The following is a 16,710-nucleotide window of genomic DNA, read 5'->3' as shown; positions in this document are numbered from 1 at the left end:
CACCGAAACCGCTCCGGTGCACAGGGCGGTTTCGTCGTTCCGGGCAAACACCGCCGTAACAGCAGCGGTTCAGCCAGGTGGCCTTGGCAGATCGCGCCGACATTCTTGGAGTCAGCTCGAATGGATGGTGAATACCATCTGAAAGTCGGCGTGACCGGGCGCGGTCGTGTACCCGTTCTGTGCAGTGAACGCGCAGCTCATGACGAGTTCGTATTGCTTGTCGAGTTGGAGATTCGGCACCACCGAATGCCACCGATAGTCTGCAGGGATGGCGCTGTGGTTATCCGAGTATCCGGACTTGCCCTTGACGTAGGCACCACACGCCATCGTGTTACCGACGATGAGTCCCTGCACGTACGGCGACAGCTCCAACGACCAGATGAGCCGGTTACCGCCGTCTGGTTGCTGGCTCGCATAGACGGCGTCCCCCGTGAATGTTCCATGCTCCCCGTCATACCGATAACTCTGGGCACCGGGCCGGAAGTCGGCATAGCCGGGGACGGCGTTCGCCGCGCCTGTGGCGAGAATGCTCGCGGCAGCGGCCAAGGCGGCAAGTATCAGTCTCTTCGGTGCACCGACTTTGCGCGACATGTGTACTCCCCCTGCGGGATCGGTTCGACATCGACATCGACCGGTAGCCCCTCCGCGATCGTGGCTATATCGAGATCCCCGCGAGCGTCCGACAGGTGGAACCAAACAAGTGTGCTGTCGGCGTCATCGAGTTTGATCACGCCGGTACCGTTACGCGGTTTCCAGCGCCACACTGTGCCGGTTTCCATCTTTTGCCCCTCTCCTGTCACGGCCTACTCGGTCGCCTTCAATGATCGCTTCAAAGCACCTCGCGCCGAGGCTGTTTCATGACTACTCACCGAGCCTATGCTGTCAAGTCACGGGCATCGGCTCGGGTCAAACTGTCAACGCCAAGCGCCCGGCTGCTCTACCGGCGCGGTGCTAGCGTCGCGGACATGACCTCGGGATACGTGCCGCAGATGTACTCGATCTCGATCAAGGGCGTAGTCGTTCGTGACGGACGGGTGCTGCTGCTGAAGAACGAACGCGAAGAGTGGGAGTTGCCCGGTGGGCGGATCGAGCCAGGTGAGACGCCAGAGGAATGCGTAACGATCTCCACCGCGGGTGCCTCGACCGCGTCGAATTCGTCGACCCAACCATCGTCTCCGACGAGACCCATCGTGCCGTCGCTGAACTCGATGTAGCCGCTCACCGCACAGCCCTCGCGTCCGGCACAGCCTCCCCAGCGTCGACGAGGCACCAGAACGCGCTGTACTTCGCGGCACACAGGTCCGTCGCGCATTCACGGTGCCGCTGCATCTCCGCGTGCGCTTGCACCGGGCTATAGGGTGCGGTGGGCGCGCGGTGCGACGGCTCGAGCTGCCAGGAGTCGATGCTCAGCGAGCCTTGTGCCGCAACGCGTTCGAGGATGTCAGCGACCGGTATCGCGCCGTCGGGGTAGGCGTCGCCGCCACGGTCTAGCACCCAGGGCAGAAAGACGAACAAGAGCCAGCCGAGCAGCAGTACAGCCGCAATGGTGACAAGGGTGGCGATGAGTTCCGCGGTCATGGGCGTGCCGCCTCAATGTGATCGAATCGCACGGGCAGATCCATGGTCGGTCCCCTTCTCCTTCGGTTGGCAGGCACCCGCCGCCGGAGACCGAGAGCTCAACCCGACGGCGAGGCCATCCTCAGCATCCGCTCGATAGGCATGGCGAAGCGACGACGCAAAAGATGTCAAACCACACCTATTCGAGACGACATTCCGGCGTCATTGATCTAGCGTGTCGTCATGGGGACTACACCGAACCTCGCACTCCGCGCGGCCCGCAACGCGCGGCGAATGAGCCAAGACGACTTGGCACGCGCCCTGCGGGAAGTCGGTTGCGCGAGCGCGACGAAACGACTCGTGCAGAGGTGGGAAGCGGGAACTACCCTCAACCCACGGCCATCACACGCACGCGCCCTCGAGAGAGTGATGAAGTTGCCCATCGAATCCCTGGGATTCGGTTCGGTCGAGCCGGGCCGGTCCCTATCCAGCGACGACGAGAACGGGCATGTGGTCGACTCCGCGATCGGCCAGGTGCCGCACGAATCCGCTACCGGCACACCGCAACCGGTGAACGGGACCTACAACGGCGTCTGGCTGAGCCGGTACGAGTACTACAGCTCCGGTCGCGACGCTACCTTCACCGCGGTTCACTACGTCGTGGTGCTGCAACACGGTGACGCGCTAACCGTGCGCAGTCTGCCCGAGTCGGCAATCTCGGCGCTGGAGGTGGACCTGACCATCGACGGGAACGTCGCAACAGGGACCTGGACCGAGCGCACCGCGACGGACGGCTATTACCGTGGTGCCAAGTACCACGGCGCGATCCAACTGCTGATCGAACTGACCGGCACGAGGATGGCAGGCAAGTGGATCGGGTTCGGCAAGTCCTTCGACATCAATTCCGGCCCTTGGGAGCTGATCTTGCAAGATCGCTCGACATCCAAGGCGACGCTCGACGCTTACTCCCGGCCGCCGACCGTCGACTGAATTCCCCAGCCCCATAGCCGATCACCTGGGCAAAATGTGGGCACAGCACCCGATCGAGCATTCTACGGGGCAGAAAAAAGCCCCTCACCTGCGCTAACAGATGAGGGGCACTGGCGGTGGCGGAGGGATTTGAACCCTCGGAGGGGGGTTACCCCTCACACGCTTTCGAGGCGTGCTCCTTAGGCCGCTCGGACACGCCACCGCCGACAACCATACCGGACCCGGGTCGGATCGCTAAATCGCCTGTAGAGGCCGGTTGGCGGGGATGATTTCCGGGCGCCTGGGACAGCCCTGGGTAGTGGGCGCACAGCGCCCGGGGAGAACGGTCAGCGTTGGGTGCGGAAGAAGTCGTCGAGGAGGGCGGCGCATTCGGCCTCCAGAATGCCGCCGCGGACCTGTGGGCGGTGATTGAGACGGCGGTCCCGGACTACGTCCCAAAGGGAGCCGACGGCACCGGTTTTCGGTTCCCAGGCGCCGAAGACCAAGCGGCCGACGCGAGCGAGCACCAAGGCGCCCGCACACATGGTGCACGGCTCCAGGGTTACCGCGAGCGTGGTGCCTTCCAGCCGCCAACCGTCGCCGACGACCGCGGCGGCGCGGCGCAGGGCGAGGATCTCCGCGTGCGCGGTCGGGTCGCCGAGGGCCTCCCTGGCATTGGCCGCGCGCGCGAGCTCGCGACCGTCGGCATCGAAGACGACGGCACCGACAGGTACGTCGCGATCGCCCGCAGCGGCCGCTGCGGCGATCGCGGCGCGAACCATATCGGTGTCGTCGGTGCGCAGACCCACGTCAGCGGGGCAGCTTGTCCAGCACCGCCGAAAGTTCGTTGGCGAAGCCGAGCCGCTGGGCGATCATGCCGAGCTGCTCATCCGGATAGAGATCGGTCTCGGCGAGGATCACGCTGAGCACGGGTTCGGGCAGGCCAAGGTCGGCGAGAACGCCGAGGTCGCCCTCCTCCCATGGCTCGATATCGTCGAGTTCGTCCGGATCGATGTCGGGGATTTCGACATTGAGGGCCTCGAGTACGTCGGCCGCGATGTCGTAATCGATCGCCGCCGTCGCATCTGAGACCAACATCCGGGTGCCGCTCGGCGCGGGCCGGAGCACGATGAAGAACTCGTCATCGATATCCAGCAATCCGAACACCGCACCGGAACTGCGCAATGCTTTGATTTCTGTTTCCGCGGCGGACAAATTGGTGAGCGCGGCTTGGCTGAGCGGACTGCACCGCCATTTTCCGTCTTCGCGGACAACCGCCACTGCGAACCCTTCCACGTCGTCGTAATCGTCCGACGCAGCCTTGTTCGTGCCCGAGCGCTGTGCTGCCATGGGCGCAACGGTAGTCGGCTCGAGCCGAAATGTTGAAGTCGTATGCGAATCTGTTCCGATGACTCCTGACCAGAAAACACCGGTGTGTGTCCTCGGGACAGGCTTGATCGGCGGTTCGGTGCTGCGCGCCGTCGTCGGCGCGGGCTATGACGCCTGGGGTTACAACAGGTCAGAGGCGGGTGCGCGGGCCGCACGGGCGGACGGATTCGATGTCACGGGGGATCTGCTCGGCGTACTGACCCGGGCCGCCGATACCGATGCGCTGATCGTGGTCGCGGTGCCGATGCCCGCGGTGGACCACATCCTCGCCGAGGTGGCCACCTTCGCGCCGCGCTGCTCGCTCACCGATGTGGTGAGCGTCAAGGCGCCGGTGGCCGAGGCGGTGCGTAGGCACGGGCTCGCGGCCCGCTATGTCGGCGGGCATCCGATGGCCGGTACTTCCGAATCCGGTTGGGCGGCGACCGATCCCGGCCTGTTCCGGGATGCGGTGTGGGCGGTCGGCGTGGATGCGGGTACCCATCCCGAACCATGGCGTCGAGTGGTGCGGCTGGCACTGGCCTGCGGTGCGGTGGTCACCCCGGTAATCGCGGACGAGCACGACCGGGCGGTGGCCCGGATCTCGCATCTGCCGCATGTCCTGGCCGAGGCGCTGGCTGTGGCCGGTGCGGCGGGTGGCAACCTGGCGCTCGGACTGGCCGCCGGTTCGTTCCGCGACGGCACCCGGGTCGCCGCCACCGCCCCCGACCTGGTCCGCGCCATCTGCGAACCGAACGCCACCGCCCTGCTGGAGGTACTGGCGGACACTCTCACCGTACTGAGCGCGGCCCGCGACAGCCTCCGCGCCGAAGGCACTCTGGTCGACCTCGTCGAAGCCGGACACGACGCCCGCGAACGCTACGAAACCACGCAGCGTTGGGAAATCACCAATATCCACCCCGGCGACCACAACTGGCTCGAGGCGCTGCGCGAGGCAGGCCAACGCGGCGGAGTGATCACCGAACTGGACTGAACGCAGCGGTCGGTACTCCAACGACGCACGAGGCGATCCCATGGCGGCCGACACGGCACACGCGAAGGTTATGAAGCTGTGCAGCGTTGAGAAATAACGGTCAACCGCACTGGCTCGAGACGGTGTACGTGGCGCGCGATGTGCGCGGCGTCGGGTCAAATGCGCTCGGCGAGACCTGGGTAGTCGAGGAGGAAGCCGTCGGCGTCGACGGTTACGGTGGCGCTGGAGACGGGGGACAGCACGCTGATGCCGGTGGCACCGCTGCTGTAGGTGAGGCTGGCCTCCTGGACCAGGAGGTCGGGGAGGCGGACGTAGACGACCGGGACCTGGATGTCGTCGACGGCGTTCTGGAGGCCGAAGCGGCGGATGGGAAGGGTGTTGAAGAACGGACTGAGCACTACGTCGACATCGAGGGCGCCCGCGAAGGTGGAGCGGACGTGCCCGCCGCCGGCGTCGACGAGCCAGTAGTTCTCCTCGTCTCTGGCGATCGAGGCATGGCGTTCCCCGGCGGCGGCGGTGCTGCGCAGGGATAGCCGCTTGGTGACGCCGTTCTCGTCGGTAACCAGGTCATAGGACGCACTGAATGCGGGATGGTCCGCACAGTCGCCGCCGATCATGCGACCGGCGGCGCGGATGCGATTGCCATTGAGGGTCACGCGGACGGACTCCATCCGCGACGCGTTGTGTGCGCGCCACGTGAGGATCGCCGGCCACCGCGATGTCGCCGGCTGGCTGTCGGGGCCGAGGTCTGGGTTCGTCACATATCTACCGTAAGCGACGCGGGGCCGAACCAGCATCACACCAGCGACTCACGCCATGCCGCGTGCAGGCTGGCGTACCGACCGGTGCCCGCGATGAGCTCGCTGGGCGTGCCATCCTCGACGATCCGACCTGATTCCAGCACCAGCACGCGGTCGGCGATGGCGACCGTGGAGAGCCGGTGCGCGATGATCACGGCGGTGCGGTCGCGCAGCACCGTCTCCAGTGCCCGTTGGATCAGCCGCTCGCTCGGAATGTCCAGGCTCGAGGTCGCCTCGTCCAGCACGATCACCGCGGGATCCGCGAGGAACACCCTGGCGAACGCGACCAGCTGACGCTGGCCCGCCGACAATCGCCCACCGCGTTTGCGCACATCGGTGTCGAAGCCCTCGGGCAGCGCGGTGACGAAGTCGTAGAGCCCGACCGCCCGCGCCGCCGCGAACACCTCCGCATCGCTGGCCTCGGGTCGACCGAACCGAATATTGTCGGCCACCGACCCGGAGAACAGATACGACTCCTGCGTGACCATCACGACATTGCGCCGCAGATCCGCATCGGACAGCCGCCGCAGATCGATATCGTCCAATGTCACCGTGCCGCCCGATGGATCGTAGAACCGCGTCAGCAACTTGGCCAGCGTGGACTTGCCCGCACCGGTCGCACCGACCAGGGCGATCACCTGCCCGGCCGGAATCTCCAGCGAGAACTCCGGCAGCACCGGCCGCGCTCGCCCACGCTTCTCGGGTTGCGGCACAACACTTTCGATCTCGGCAGCGGCCGGGCCGCCCAGCGTCGCCCCAGCCGAACTCGGCAGTGCCGCACCGGGGCTCTCCGAAACGACCTCGCCAGCCGCCACGCCCGTCAGCGTCGCCCCAACCGCGATCGACTGCCCAGCCCCAGGGTTCTTCGAACGACCTTCGCGTGCGAGCGACCAGCGGAATCCGACAGTTCGAGATCGGCCACCGCGATGCCATCCACCGCGGCCCCAACCCCGCTCGGCAACACCACATCGAAGCCCACCGCCACAGAGCCGGAATCCGACTCAACAAGCACCGCATCCGGCGACTCGGAGGATGGCGGGGCTGGAGATCCGTAGCCGAACCACACTTTGTCCAATCGCACGGCACCGGTTGCCTTCGCCAGCGCGATCGGCTGCTCCGGTTCCCGGACCGAGGGCTCCTCCTCCAGTACGCCGGAGATCTTCTCCAGCGCCGCCGCCGCGGACTGGTAGGCGTTGAATACCTGGGCGAGTTCGTCCAGCGGGCCGTAGAACTCGTTGAGGTACAACAGGTATGCCGCGAGGACACCTACGGCGAGATTGCCCTCGATCACCTGCCAGGCACCGACCACGATGACGATCACCGTGGTCAGATTGCCGAGCAGCCGGGTGAGACCGGCATAGTCGCCCATGCCGCGCATCGCGGCGATGGTCGCTTGGAGGTATTCGGCATCCTCGGCGGCCAGTACCGATTCGTTGCGGGTCTCGCGACGGAAGGCCTGTACCGCGCGCATGCCGCCCATCGACTCCACGAACTGCACAACCACTTTCGCGATGGCGCCGCGGGTGCGCCGGTAACCCGCCCGCTGCCTGCGCTGCGCCCAGCGGGTGACCAGCGCCAATGGCACGAATCCGAGCAGCACGATGGCGGCGAGGGTCTGATCGAGGTAGATCAACAGCACCGCGATGGTGAGCACCGAAAGGATCGCGCTCAGCGCCTGATTAAGCGCGCTCTCCAGCAACTGCTGCAACGTCTCGATATCACCGGTCAGCCGCGCGACTACCTTGCCGGAGGTGTACTGCTCATGGAATGCCACGCTGAGCCGCTGCATATGCGCGAACAGCCGAACCCGCAGATCGAAAAGCACACTCTGGCTGAGCTTTCCGGAAATCCGCAGAAAGACCAAGGTGGTGCAAACGCCGACGCCGACGGCGCCCAGATAACCGGCGACGGTGCGCGCCAAGGGTGCCCAGTTCCCCGCGATGCCCTCGACGATGCCGACGTCGAGTCCGTGCGCGACGAACAGCGGCGCCGACACCATCGCGGCATTGTCGAGCACGATCAGCAGCATGGCGAAGACCGCGAGTTTGCGATACGGCCGAACGAGGCTCAGCAGCAAGCGCCGAGATCGACCGGCGAGCACCAGATTTCCGGTCTCGGTGACCGCTTTGTCCTCATTGGCGATGCCGCGCCAATCGGCAACCTCGTCGCGGTCGGCCGAATCGTCGGCGGGGAAGGTGGTTTCGGTCATGGTCATGATTCACCCCCCATCAGTTCGCGGTAGCGACTGCTGGTTTCGAGTAGTTGATCGTGGGCACCCTCGGCGACGATCCGCCCCTCGGCGAGCAGCACCACTCGGTCGGCCAGGGCCGCGGTCGAAGGTCGGTGCGCCACCAGCAATGTGGTGGCTCCGGTCAGCACCGTGCGCAGCCGCTCCTGTACGCGCTCCTCGGTTTGCACATCGAGTGCGGACAGCGGATCGTCGAGCACCATGATCCGAGTCCGCTCCCCCGCACTTTCGCGCGCGAGCACCGCGCGGGCCAGGGCCAGCCGCTGGCGCTGACCGCCGGACAGGCTCAGCCCCTGCTCGCCGATTCGGGTATCCAGTCCCCACGGCAGCTCGTGCACGAAATCGGTGGCCTGAGCGACATCCAACGCGCGCCGCACATCGTCGTCGGTGGCCTCCGGATCGCCGAGCGCGACGTTTTCCCGCACACTCGCCGAGAACAGCACCGGCTCCTCGAAAGCCACCGAGACCAGCGAACGCAGATCGGACACCCGCATCGATGCGATATCGATGCCGTCGATGGTGATGGCACCGTCGGTCACGTCGTAGAGCCGCGGAATCAGGTTGAGCAGCGCCGTCTTTCCGCTACCGGTCGCGCCGACCAGCGCAACCGTCTCACCTGGTCGCACCTTCAGCGAAATATCCCGCAGTACTTCACCCTTCGCGTCCGGAAAGGCGAAACGCACTCCGTGCATGGCCAGTTCACCGACGATCCGCTCCGGCAATGCCACTGGATCCGCGGGATCGGTGATTTCGACCGGGGTGTCGATGATCTCCCAGAACCGGTCCGCCGCCGTGCGCGCATCGTTCCACTCGGCGAGCAGGAAGCCGGTCCAGATGATCGGCCACTGCAAGAAGGTCGCCAGCGTGATGCATGCGACCAAGGTGCCGAGCGTCATCGTGTCATGCGCGACCGCGTAACCGCCGTAGCCGAGCGCGAAGGCGATGGCCAGCTTCGGCAGGCACACCATTGCCGACCAAAGCGTGGCATCCAGCCGCACCTTGAGCAGTTCGGTCTGCTGCAATTCCCGCGACTGCGCGGTGAACCGCCCGCCGAAGAACGCGCCGCGACCGAAGGCCTTGAGCACCCGGATACCCTGCGCGGACTCCTCGGCGGTGGTGGCCAGGTCGCCGGCCTGATCCTGCGAGCGCCGTGACGCCACGCCGTAGCGCCGCTCGAACCGCAGGCAGACGTAGGACAGTGGGATGGCGATGACCGCGAAGGTCAGCCCGATCTGCCAGCTCAGCGCGAACAGCACCACCAAACCGATCGGGATCACGATGAAATGGATGATCAGGAGCGGCCCGGCGAAGGCGACGAACCGTTTCATGGTGCCCATATCGTCGACCGCGCGCGAGAGCAACTGGCCGGATTCCCAGGCATCATGACGCCCGATCGAGAGCGTCTGCAACTTGCGGAAGATCTTGGCGCGCATACCGATCTCGAACTGCGCCGCGGGCTTCGAGATCAGCCATCGCCGACCCCATACGCCCAATGCCTCCAGCAGACCGAGCGACAACACCAGCAGCACCGGGAGTACGACGCCGCCGAAATCGCGCCGTTGGATCGGGCCGTCGATAATCCGCGCGATGACCAGCGGATTCATGATCGCCGTCAGGGTGGCGAGCACCGCGAACATTGTCGCGCCGAGCAGCGCGGCCCGATGCGGCCGCAGATACGGCCAGAACCGACGCAGCGAATGCAGGCGGACCGGCGCCGCTGCGGCGGGCCGCTCCGGTCTCTCGACCTCCGTGTCGGCCGACGGCGTATCGAGCGTGAGTGACAAAGCTCCCCCTCGTGATCGGCGTAGCTCGGCTGTGTCGCGAACGGTTCCCAGTGATGTTCGCATTGGGGTCCGACATTTCAGCGTGGCATCGGTCCCGGGATCGGCCAACCGATTTTTCGCCACGTCCACAGCCAACAACCTCGAGCAACCTCGAGGTCAAGAACCCCCGGCAACACCCCCGAGCCGCGCCCAAGACGCAGACTCACCGACCACACACGACATCGGCGCCCAGATCCCGGGCGCCGATGGCCGCTGCGTGCATTGTACCGACGATAACCCCAGCTCAGACGGTCGAATGTGCCTGCTCCACTGGCGCGTCCGGAAAGTCTTGCTGCTGATAGCCGCCGCGCAGGGTGCCCTCCGAATACGCGGCGCGGCAGGCGCGTCGAGCGATCTTGCCGCTGGACGTGCGCGGAATCGAACCCGCCGGAACCAGCAGCAGATCGCGCACCACGACACCGTGGCGCTGTGCGATCGCGGCGCGCACGATATCGGTGATCGGCTCCGGATCCAGCTTCGCCGCACCGGTGCCACGCTCGGCCACGATGACCAATTGCTCCGAGGTGTCATCGGCATCGAAGGTGAGTCCGGAACGGCTGCCCTGTTCGAATACCGATTGGGGCAATTGATTCGCGGGCACCGAGAATGCCGCGATGAATCCGGGCCGCAGCGCGGTGCTGGATTCCTGCGCCGAGAATTCCAGATCCTGCGGATAGTGGTTGCGCCCGTCGACGATCACCAGATCCTTTACCCGGCCGGTGATATACAACTCCCCGTCCAGGTAGACGCCGAAATCACCGGTGCGCATCCACTTCGCGTCCGGATCGGTGCCCTGTGCGTGACTGCCCTCCGGCACGCGCCGCGTCACTGTGTTGTGGAAGGTCGCGACGGTTTCATCCGGCCGGCCCCAATAGCCGATACCCATATTGTCGCCGTGTAGCCAGATTTCGCCGACCTCGCCGTCACCGCGTTCGATGCCGGTTTCCGGATCAACGATCACCGCCCACTGCGATAGCGCCACATAACCACAGGAAACCTGCGCGATCGAATTCTCCGTGCCCTTCGGCACTTCCACCATCCGACCCGCATTGAGCTCATTGCGATCGACATAGACGACTTTCGCCTCGTCCTCGGCCCTGGTCGCGGAGACGAACAGCGTCGCCTCCGCCATGCCATAGCAGGGCTTCAGCGCGGTCCTGGACAGACCGTAGGGCGCGAACGCCTCGTTGAATTTCTGCATCGACGATACCGAAACCGGCTCGCTGCCGTTGATCAACCCGATCACATTCGAAAGATCCAGTTCCTCACCGGCTTTCGGCTTACCCCGGTCCGCCGCATGCTCGTACGCGAAATTCGGTGCGGCCGCGAAGGTTCCGGCGCCATCCGAGGCAGCGGCCAATTCCTTGATCCAGCGATATGGCCGCCGCACGAACGCATTCGGCGACATGATCGTGATGAATCCGCCGCCGACGGTCGGCAGGATCACGCACAGCAGACCCATGTCGTGGAACAGCGGCAGCCAGGTGACGCCGCGCGAATTCTCTTGCATCCCAATGGCATCGATCATCTGCAACAGGTTGGTGCCGACCGCGCGGTGGGTAATCGCGACACCGGCCGGGATCCTCGTGGAACCCGAGGTGTACTGCAGATAGGCGACGCTGTCGATATTGATGTCCGGTCGCACCCAGGTCGAGCCGACGCTGTCCGGAATCGCATCCACGGCAATAATGCGCGGACGCTGCGCCGCCGGGAGGTGCCGGAAAAAGTTCCGCACCCCCGCCGCGGCCGAACCGACGGTCAGAATCGCCGATGGCGTGCAGTCATTGAGCACCGCGTGCAGGCGATCGGTGTGGCCCTGCTCGTCCGGATCGAACAGCGGGACCGCGATATTGCCCGCGTAGACCGCCGCGAAGATCGAGACGACGTAGTCCAGCCCCTGCGGGGCCAACACCGCCACCCGCTCACCCTGCCGGGTCACCTGCTGCAGCCGGGCCGCGACGGCACGCAGCCGCACGCCGAATTCGTGCCAGGTCAATTCGATGTACACGCCGTCGCGCTCGCGCGAGTAGTCGATGTAGCGGTAGGCGAGGTCGTCGCCATTCTCCGCGCTGTGCTTGTCGACGAAGTCGATCAGGGTCTTATCGTCACGGATTTTGATATTGCCCTGATCGTCCAAATAGTCGTCGAAGGTCTCGTCGATCATCGCCTTATCCTTTTGCCAACGCAGGCACTCGGGCCATGCGGTTACACCGAACACAGGTCGATAACGAAGCGTCGGGAAGGCTAGCAGGTGCGCCTTCGCGACGTGCTCAGTACCGCCCGAAGGCGATCGCGACGTTATGTCCACCGAAACCGAAGGAGTTGTTCACGGCATAGTCGATTCGTCCGGGTCGGGCGTGGCCCTTGACCACGTCGAGCTCGATTTCCGGATCCTGATTGTCCAGATTCAGCGTCGGCGGAACGATGCTGTCGCGCACCGAGAGCACCGTCAGCACCGATTCGAGGGCGCCGACCGCACCGATCGAGTGGCCCAGTGCGGATTTCGGCGCATAGACCGAAACATGATCACCCACGGCGGCATTGATGGCCAGTGCCTCGGCGGTATCGCCGACCGGGGTCGCGGTCGCGTGCGCATTGACGTGGCCGACATCGCTTTTGGTGATCCCCGCCTTCTGGATGGCCCTGGTCATCGCCCGCGCTGCGCCCTTGCCGTCGAGATCCGGCGCGACCAAATGGAAGGCGTCGGAGGTGATTCCGGCACCCATCAGCCGCGCGTGAATCGTCGCACCGCGCGCCTTGGCGTGCTCCTCGGTTTCGATGATCATCATCGCGCCGGCCTCACCGAAGACGAATCCGTCACGATCCTTGTCGAACGGGCGCGAGGCGGCCCTCGGGTCCTCATTGCGAGTACTCATGGCGCGCATCATGGTGAACGCCGCGATCGGCACCGCCTGGATGGAGCCCTCGACGCCGCCAGTGACCACCATGTCGGCATCACCCATAACGATCATCTGCCAGGCATTGGCGATGGCCTCCGAACCCGACGAGCAGGCCGAGACCCGTGTCATCACCCCCGCTTTCGCACCGAGTTCCATGCCGACGCAGGCGGCCGAGCCGTTGGGCATGATGCGCTGCACGGTCAGCGGCGACACATTGCGGTAGCCGCCGTTCTGCAGCCGGTCGCGTGCGGCCGTGATGTATTCGCCGCCGCCGAGGCCGGTGCCGATGGAGACGCCGAGGCGGTTCTTGTCCACCTCCGGACTGCCCGCATTGCACCAGACCTCACGGGCCAGCACCACCGCCATCTGCTCCACATAGGACAGGTGGCGCGCCTCCCGTCTGGAGAGGCAATCCGACGGCTTGACCTTCAGATGTCCGCCGATGCGCACGGGCAGCTCGAATTGCTCGACGAAACCATCGTCGAGGACATCGATACCGCTCGCGCCGTTGAGCAGCTCCTTCCAGGTGGAGTCGACATCACCCGCGATCGAAGTGGTCGCCGCCAGACTGGTCACGACAACGTTCGGATAGTTCCCGTTCTTGGTAGACGGAATCTGCATTTCGCTCACTTTCCTGGCATCACTCTTTGGGGTAAACCGGGAACTGCGCGTCGACGCTGAAGCGCCGGAAGGTCATCGAACGACGGAGCAAACCGCTACTCGACCGTGAGCATTATTGGGGGCATCCGGTCGGATCTGGTGCTCGACACACTACCGTGGCCGTCGCTGGTCGTCGCATTCACTGCTCGAGTAACCTGCTGAGCGGATACGCAGCGCTGGTGGCTCCGCGCGATCCGCGAGCAACCGCGAGAAGGGATGACTGTGACGGGCGGGCGGATGGTCGGGCTGTTCGCCGGAATCGGCGGACTGGAGCTCGGCCTTGGCCACCACGGCTGGCATACCGAGTTGCTCTGCGAAATCGATCCCGGTGCGCAGGCGGTGCTCGCCGCGCGCTTTCCCGGAATTCCGTTGCAGGGGGACATCACTCGGCTACGTGCCCTGCCCGCCGGCACCGAACTGGTCGCCGCCGGATTTCCCTGCCAGGACCTGTCACAGGCCGGACGCACCGCGGGCATCACCGGCAAGCGCTCCGGTCTGGTGGACCAGGTGTTCCGGTTGGTACGCCGTCAGCGTGGACCGCGCTGGCTGTTGATCGAGAATGTGCCGTTCATGCTGCAGCTGGGTCGCGGGGCCGCCATGCGGCATATCACCAGCGCACTGGAGGAGCTCGGCTACACCTGGGCATACCGGGTGGTGGACGCGCGCGCGTTCGGACTGCCACAGCGCCGTCAGCGGGTGCTCATGTTGGCCTCGCGCACCGAGGATCCGCGCCGGGTGCTGTTCGGCGATGATGCCGGACCGCTCGATCTCGGTGACCCGGAACAGGATCCGTGCGGCTTCTACTGGACCGAGGGCGTACGCGGGCTCGGCTGGGCGGTGAATGCGGTCCCCACCCTCAAGGGCGGTTCGGCGCTGGGCATCGCGAGTCCGCCTGCGGTGCGGTTGCCATCGGGTGAGATCGTCACGCCAGGCATCGTCGATGGTGAGCGGCTACAGGGCTTCGACGCCGACTGGACCGAACCGGCGACCACGGCGCCCGGAATTCGGCACGGGCATCGATGGAAGCTGATCGGGAATGCGGTGAGTGTGCGGATGGCGTCCTGGGTCGGCTCCCGGTTGGCCGAACCACTGGACCCGATTCCGGCCGCTGAACCACTACCGCCGGGACAGCCATGGCCGGTCGCCGCCTGGGGCCGCGCGGGTAGCGCCTACCGGGTGCCGGTTTCGACCTGGCCGGTGCACGAGCCGTATGAGGACCTGCAGCATTTCCTCACCGATTCGCGACTGCTCTCGGCACGTGCGACCGCCGGGTTCCTGCGGCGCACCGGTATGGGCAATCTACGGTTCCCGCCCGGATTTCTGGCCGATGTGGAGAGTCATCTCGATCGCATGGGCGGCTGGGCAGCATGAGGTTCGGTACGTCATGACCCCGGTTCGGCGGCCACGCACCGACGCCGCGACCAGTGCGCGGATGGCCCGCCAGCGGCGGACCGGAACCCGGCCCGAACTCGCGCTGCGCCGGGAATTGCATCGACGCGGATTGCGCTATTTCGTCGATCGCGCACCCTTGCGCGGGCAGCGTCGGCGCGCGGATCTAGTGTTTCCCAGGCTGCACGTCGCGGTGTACGTGGACGGATGTTTCTGGCATCGGTGCCCGCAGCACGCGACCGATCCGAAGAACAACGCGCAGTGGTGGGCGGACAAATTGACCGGAAATGTGGCCCGGGACCGGGCTACCGACGCGGCACTGGCGGCCGCGGGCTGGCTGGTGATCCGCGTGTGGGAGCATGAGGACGCCGTCGCGGCGGCGGACCGTATCCAGGCCGTATTGGCAAAACGGCGCTAGCTGACCCTTTCGAGCGACCTGCAAGCAATCGCTAGCGGTGTCCCCGCACCCGAACCAGCGAGCGCGGCGCGTGCGCGGCCAGGTAACCGGATACCACCATTACCGTCAGCATCAGCATAAGCATCAGCATTCCGGCGATTTCCGTTGCGATTGCGCTCATGGGACCTCCTTAGGTCTACCAACCATCACCGACGGACCTGACAGAACCCTGTGTTCGAGATGGTAATGAGGTGTGAACGACCTGTCGGTCCTGACACACAGACCTACTGTTGAACACCGGACCAACGATGAGACGGAGAATGGTCCAGTGACTGATCGCCGGAAGCTACCCGAACGACACGTCCGGGTGGCCTGCGCGCTCATCGCGGCGGCGATCGGGATCGCCGGAGTCTGCTATTCGTCGTGGTTGCTGGAGTTCGTGCTGAAGATCGATGTCGATCCGGTCAACTCGTTCCTGAGTGAGCTCGATGCCGAGGGCAAACCGCATCGCGAGTTGTTCGCGACCGCCGACAAGATCGTCGGCGCCTTGCTGATGCCGGCCGCGCTCGCCGGGCTGCTCTTATTTCCGCGCCGCAAATACACCACCATCGGCTGGGTCGCGCTGTTCTGTTTCGGCGCGGCGACCATCGGTGACGTACTGCTCCCGCTGCGCGATTGCACCCCGCAGAACAACTCCGAATGCGGCGGCGGTGGCAGCGAATTGTTCCCGCAATTGCATCAGCCGCACGCGCTGACCAGCACCATCGCGGTCACCGCGATCGCCGTCGCGACCTTCGCCTTCAGCGTGGCCGCCTTCCGCTATCACCGCTGGCGGATCCTGCGCGAGACCGGTGTTGTGGTGCTGGTGATCGGGTCGGTGGCGACCGTGTGGATGTTGGTCACCGACAACCTGCCCGGCCATTACGCGCTCGGAATCGCCCAGCGAATCCAGGTCGGAGCGATGTCGCTGTGGCTGATCACGTTGGCGGCCGCGGTGATTCTGGAAGGCCGCGAGTGGGTCGAAAGTGATTCGGGCTAGCCGACCTTCGAGATCGAGGCCGACGTAATCGTCGGCGGATACCTGGGAAAATCCCCGGCAGCTCAGGACCTGCGGTAGCCGGGGTGCACATCATTGTCGAGTCCCTGCTGTTCAGCGATGCGGACCAGCAGCGCGGCTAGCTGGTCGCGTTCCTCGGGGGTGAGGGCCGAGGTGATATCGGCCTCGTGGGCCTGGACCACGGGCCACAGGCTGATCATCAACTCGCGCGCGGCCGCGGTCGGATGCAGCTCGTGATTGCGCCGGTCGGTGGTGCTGCGGCGGCGTTCGACCAGGCCCTTGTTGGCGAGGTGGTCGATGAGAGCGACAACGCGGCTCGGTACCACACCCAGTTTCTCGGCCAGCGCGCGCTGGCTGCCGCCCGGATCCATCGCGATCATCCGCAGCACGCCGACGTCGGGGGGTGTGAGTTCCAGCGCGGCGATGCGCTCGCTGAACCGCTGGGCCGCATGCGATCCGAGCTGGGCGAGGAGGAATGCGACCTGTGGTCCGCCCGATCGCTGCGGTCCGGGGCTCCCACTCGCTTGCTCGAATGCCATCACCGATATATC

18 protein-coding genes, 1 tRNA gene and 1 pseudogene are annotated in these 16,710 nt (G+C 65.6%); 6 read left to right on the top strand and 14 right to left on the bottom strand.

The genetic code is table 11. The features are described 5' to 3' along the window. Positions 1-111 precede the first annotated feature (111 nt). Together AB0L63_RS10785 and AB0L63_RS10780 are read right to left on the bottom strand one after the other, a co-directional pair. Complete coding sequence (locus AB0L63_RS10785) at positions 112-591, bottom strand: hypothetical protein (RefSeq protein ID WP_364497712.1); 480 nt, start codon at positions 589-591, stop codon at positions 112-114. Continuing rightward, positions 558-779, bottom strand: coding sequence for a hypothetical protein (locus AB0L63_RS10780; RefSeq protein WP_364497710.1), 222 nt, complete (start codon positions 777-779; stop codon positions 558-560). The genes AB0L63_RS10785 and AB0L63_RS10780 overlap by 34 nt, the downstream gene beginning before the upstream one ends. 186 nt (positions 780-965) lie before the next feature. Between AB0L63_RS10780 and AB0L63_RS10775 the strand changes: the two genes are divergently transcribed. Continuing rightward, entirely contained in the window at positions 966-1,214 is a 249-nt protein-coding gene (locus AB0L63_RS10775) for an NUDIX hydrolase (protein WP_364497707.1), read from the top strand. A 4-nt stretch (positions 1,215-1,218) separates the two neighbouring features. Here the strand turns inward: AB0L63_RS10775 and AB0L63_RS10770 are convergent, their stop codons facing one another. Beyond that, the gene (locus AB0L63_RS10770) at positions 1,219-1,578 is read right to left on the bottom strand and encodes a hypothetical protein (RefSeq protein WP_364497704.1); all 360 of its coding nucleotides are present in this window, start codon (positions 1,576-1,578) and stop codon (positions 1,219-1,221) included. A 408-nt stretch (positions 1,579-1,986) separates the two neighbouring features. On the opposite strand from AB0L63_RS10770, the gene AB0L63_RS10765 reads away from it, so the two are divergent. Next, positions 1,987-2,547 (top strand): XRE family transcriptional regulator, encoded by a 561-nt coding sequence (locus AB0L63_RS10765; RefSeq protein WP_364497702.1) that lies wholly within the window; start codon positions 1,987-1,989, stop codon positions 2,545-2,547. Positions 2,548-2,658: 111 nt separating this feature from the next. Here the strand turns inward: AB0L63_RS10765 and AB0L63_RS10760 are convergent. From AB0L63_RS10760 to AB0L63_RS10750, 3 genes are all read right to left on the bottom strand, one after another. Next, positions 2,659-2,749 (bottom strand) — tRNA-Ser (locus AB0L63_RS10760). A gap of 124 nt (positions 2,750-2,873) precedes the next feature. After that, positions 2,874-3,308, bottom strand: coding sequence for a nucleoside deaminase (locus tag AB0L63_RS10755; protein WP_364498218.1), 435 nt, complete (start codon positions 3,306-3,308; stop codon positions 2,874-2,876). A gap of 28 nt (positions 3,309-3,336) precedes the next feature. Further along, positions 3,337-3,876, bottom strand: a complete 540-nt coding sequence (locus tag AB0L63_RS10750; protein WP_364497699.1) for a tRNA adenosine deaminase-associated protein — start codon at positions 3,874-3,876, stop codon at positions 3,337-3,339. Between the two features lie 58 nt (positions 3,877-3,934). Between AB0L63_RS10750 and AB0L63_RS10745 the strand changes: the two genes are divergently transcribed. Further along, positions 3,935-4,885, top strand: coding sequence for a prephenate dehydrogenase (locus AB0L63_RS10745; protein WP_364497696.1), 951 nt, complete (start codon positions 3,935-3,937; stop codon positions 4,883-4,885). 155 nt (positions 4,886-5,040) lie between these two features. On the opposite strand, the gene AB0L63_RS10740 is transcribed toward AB0L63_RS10745, so the two are convergent. From AB0L63_RS10740 to AB0L63_RS10715, 6 genes and pseudogenes are all read right to left on the bottom strand, one after another. After that, positions 5,041-5,646, bottom strand: a complete 606-nt coding sequence (locus tag AB0L63_RS10740; RefSeq protein ID WP_364497694.1) for a putative glycolipid-binding domain-containing protein — start codon at positions 5,644-5,646, stop codon at positions 5,041-5,043. A 35-nt stretch (positions 5,647-5,681) separates the two neighbouring features. Next, positions 5,682-6,368: pseudogene (locus AB0L63_RS10735) on the bottom strand (ATP-binding cassette domain-containing protein); the annotation flags it as partial. Between the two features lie 137 nt (positions 6,369-6,505). Next, positions 6,506-7,900: an ABC transporter ATP-binding protein gene (locus tag AB0L63_RS10730; RefSeq protein WP_364497691.1), complete on the bottom strand. Its 1,395-nt coding sequence runs from the start codon at positions 7,898-7,900 to the stop codon at positions 6,506-6,508. Further along, complete coding sequence (locus tag AB0L63_RS10725; RefSeq protein ID WP_364497689.1) at positions 7,897-9,717, bottom strand: ABC transporter ATP-binding protein; 1,821 nt, start codon at positions 9,715-9,717, stop codon at positions 7,897-7,899. Before AB0L63_RS10725 ends, AB0L63_RS10730 begins: the two co-directional genes overlap by 4 nt. A 283-nt stretch (positions 9,718-10,000) precedes the next feature. Then, positions 10,001-11,917, bottom strand: a complete 1,917-nt coding sequence (fadD32, locus tag AB0L63_RS10720) for a long-chain-fatty-acid--AMP ligase FadD32 (RefSeq protein ID WP_364498215.1) — start codon at positions 11,915-11,917, stop codon at positions 10,001-10,003. Positions 11,918-12,026: 109 nt separating this feature from the next. Then, a complete protein-coding gene (locus tag AB0L63_RS10715; RefSeq protein ID WP_364497686.1) occupies positions 12,027-13,277 on the bottom strand; it encodes a KasA/KasB family beta-ketoacyl-ACP synthase in 1,251 nt (416 codons plus the stop codon). Between the two features lie 255 nt (positions 13,278-13,532). On the opposite strand from AB0L63_RS10715, the gene dcm reads away from it, so the two are divergent. Continuing rightward, positions 13,533-14,687: a DNA (cytosine-5-)-methyltransferase gene (gene dcm, locus AB0L63_RS10710; RefSeq protein ID WP_364497683.1), complete on the top strand. Its 1,155-nt coding sequence runs from the start codon at positions 13,533-13,535 to the stop codon at positions 14,685-14,687. Positions 14,688-14,700: 13 nt separating this feature from the next. Then, entirely contained in the window at positions 14,701-15,123 is a 423-nt protein-coding gene (locus AB0L63_RS10705; protein WP_364497681.1) for a very short patch repair endonuclease, read from the top strand. Between the two features lie 31 nt (positions 15,124-15,154). Here the strand turns inward: AB0L63_RS10705 and AB0L63_RS10700 are convergent, their stop codons facing one another. After that, entirely contained in the window at positions 15,155-15,283 is a 129-nt protein-coding gene (locus AB0L63_RS10700) for a hypothetical protein (protein ID WP_364497678.1), read from the bottom strand. A gap of 147 nt (positions 15,284-15,430) precedes the next feature. Between AB0L63_RS10700 and AB0L63_RS10695 the strand changes: the two genes are divergently transcribed. Further along, positions 15,431-16,141: a DUF998 domain-containing protein gene (locus tag AB0L63_RS10695; protein ID WP_364497675.1), complete on the top strand. Its 711-nt coding sequence runs from the start codon at positions 15,431-15,433 to the stop codon at positions 16,139-16,141. Positions 16,142-16,203: 62 nt separating this feature from the next. On the opposite strand, the gene AB0L63_RS10690 is transcribed toward AB0L63_RS10695, so the two are convergent. Continuing rightward, on the bottom strand, positions 16,204-16,698 hold the full coding sequence (locus AB0L63_RS10690; RefSeq protein ID WP_364498213.1) for a MarR family winged helix-turn-helix transcriptional regulator: 495 nt from the start codon (positions 16,696-16,698) through the stop codon (positions 16,204-16,206). Positions 16,699-16,710: the final 12 nt, after the last annotated feature.

Source organism: Nocardia sp. NPDC051990 (assembly GCF_040680755.1).
Taxonomy (GTDB): domain Bacteria; phylum Actinomycetota; class Actinomycetes; order Mycobacteriales; family Mycobacteriaceae; genus Nocardia.
Note: the sequence above shows the minus strand (reverse complement) of the source record. Positions and strands in the feature narration are given on the sequence as shown.